This window comes from Bradyrhizobium sp. (assembly GCF_016462955.1).
Taxonomy (GTDB): domain Bacteria; phylum Pseudomonadota; class Alphaproteobacteria; order Rhizobiales; family Xanthobacteraceae; genus Bradyrhizobium.
In genome coordinates, this window is record NZ_JAEMSD010000361.1 from 1 (window position 1) to 2,316 (window position 2,316).

At 63.9% G+C, this 2,316-nt stretch carries 1 protein-coding gene; it reads left to right on the forward strand.

Annotated elements, in window-relative coordinates; genetic code table 11:
- The coding region (locus tag JHD07_RS28150) for a TonB-dependent receptor (RefSeq protein WP_366865337.1) at nt 1–2,316 on the forward strand (2,316 nt) is incomplete at its 5' end.

A 2,316-nucleotide genomic window follows, 5' to 3' on the forward strand; every position in this document is an offset into this window, starting at 1 on the left:
AAACTGAGCTTCGGGCTCGCCTGTGTGGTGACGGCGGCATCGAGCGTGATCGCCGAAGCACAGACTGCAAGTGGTTCATCACAGCAATCCGTGCTGCCGGCGGTGACGGTGGAGGCAGGAAGACCGGCGAAGCCGCGCCGCGCGGCACGACAGAGTACGGCCCGCGCGACGCGACAGGCTCCCTCCCCCGTTGTCCAGCCGGCGCCAGGCCGGCAGGCCAATGCGACGGCCCCGGAAGGCACGAACAGCGATTCCGTGAAGCCGATGGGCGGCAGGCTGCCGCAAGCGGGAATTCCCCATCCTCCGACGCAGAGCATCTCCGTCGTCGATCGTGCTCAGATCGAGGCGACGTCGCCGACCGGCCTCCTCGATGTTCTCGCCTCTGTCCCGGGCATCTCGATCGCCCGCTCCGGCGGCATCGGCGGCCAGATCTATCTGCGCGGCTTCTCGTCGAACAGCTTCCGCTCGCCGATGTTCATCGATGGCGATCGCTTCCGCGGCCGCAATACGCTGCAGCTCAACTATCTCGCGCCTGACGAGGTCGAGCGCGTCGAGGTGATCCGCGGTCCGGGCTCCGTGGTCTACGGCAGCGAGGCGCTGACCGGACTGGTCAACATCGTGACCCGATCGTACAGCGGCGATACGTCGGGCCCGTTCCGCTTCACGGGCGGCGGCTGGTCAGCCGGCTACGGCAGTGCTGCCAACTCGTTCAGCACCTATGACTGGGTCAAGGGCGCCGGACAAGGCTTCGATTTCATCGGTGGCTTTGCCGGGCGCTGGGGTGGCGACTACCAGACTTCGCTCGGAATGGTGCCTAACAGCGACTACCAGAGCGTCGGCGGCAACATCAAGCTCGGCTACACGCCCGATATCGGACAGCGCATCGAGGTTTCGCTGCGCTCCTACAGCGAGGTCGATGGTCGCGCCGGCGGTGTCGGCGGAGCACCGGGCGCGCCATATCTGCAGGTGCGGCAGGATCCCAACCAGGTGCATTCGGCGCGCATCGCCTATACAGGGGAACTCGACGGCCTAGTAAAGCACGTCGAGAGCTCTTTCTACGTCAACTATTTCGACACGAAGCTCTCGACCATCAACAACACGATCAACGCCGCGGGCATCGCCACGAGGACCGTCAAGTCCACCAGCCACGTCATCGGTCCCCTGGTAATCGGCGGCCGCTCACTGGCCGAAATTCCCTGGCTCAGTCCCTGGGGTGCAACGAAGACCACGGTCGGCCTCGACGGCTTCCGGGAAGCGCGGCCGGGCAGCGAACAAACATCCGAGACCATCATCCGCAATGGGACGACGGGGATCGTGACGAGCGACGTGGTCTCGCCCTACACCAAGCAAGGCCCTGACACGACGCAATCCAACATCGGCACGTTCGTCCTGCACGAATGGAAGCCGGTCCAGCCGCTGACGCTGTCCGCAGGGGGCCGCTTCGACTGGTTCAACACGACCACTGACACCTCGCCGCTCGCATCCACCATTCCTGCGAATGTCAGGGCCTTGTATGCGAGCAAGACCAACGTGGATCAGACGGCTCCGACCGGAAGCCTTGGGTTCGTCTATGCCGTCCTGCCGAACGTCGACCTGCTCGGCAACGTGGCAACCTCGTTCCGTCAGCCGACGAATTCCGAGCTGTTTGCCGTGACGGCCACTCAGCTCCCCAATCCGGACCTGAAGCCGGAAACCGGCGTGACCTACGAAGGAGGCGCACGTTTTCATACGGCCAATGCAGAGCTCAAGGTCACGGCGTTCGACACGCACTACGAGAACTTCCTTCAAACGGTCGCAACGACGCTCAACGGTGTCGGCGGCTACACCCAATCTCGGAACGTCGGCAAGGCCGAGGTGACCGGCGTCGAACTGGAGGCGCGCTGGCAGATGACGCCGTCCGTCAACCTGTTCACGAATTTCACGCAGCTGCGCGGTACCAACACGCTGACCGGCACGCCGCTGCCTTTTCTCGCCCCTTATCGCGGGCGGGTGGGTATCCAATATGCTGACCCGGACGGCGCCTATTCGATCCTCGGCGTGATCGATTGGGCCGCCAGCAAGACCCGGATCGACCCGGCGCAGGAGTATACGACTTCGGGCTACGCCATTCCCAAGCTCTATGCGACGCTTCAGCTCGGCAAGCTGGTCTCGCCGCAACTCGGCGACACCAAGCTGATCCTCGGCCTGGAGAACATCTTCAACACGGCCTATGTCGACGCGTCGACGTTCGTCAATCGCTCCTATCCGCGGAGCTTCACAAATCCGCTGGTGGAGACCGGCCGCAACATCTCGGTGAAAGTGCAGCACACCTTCTAG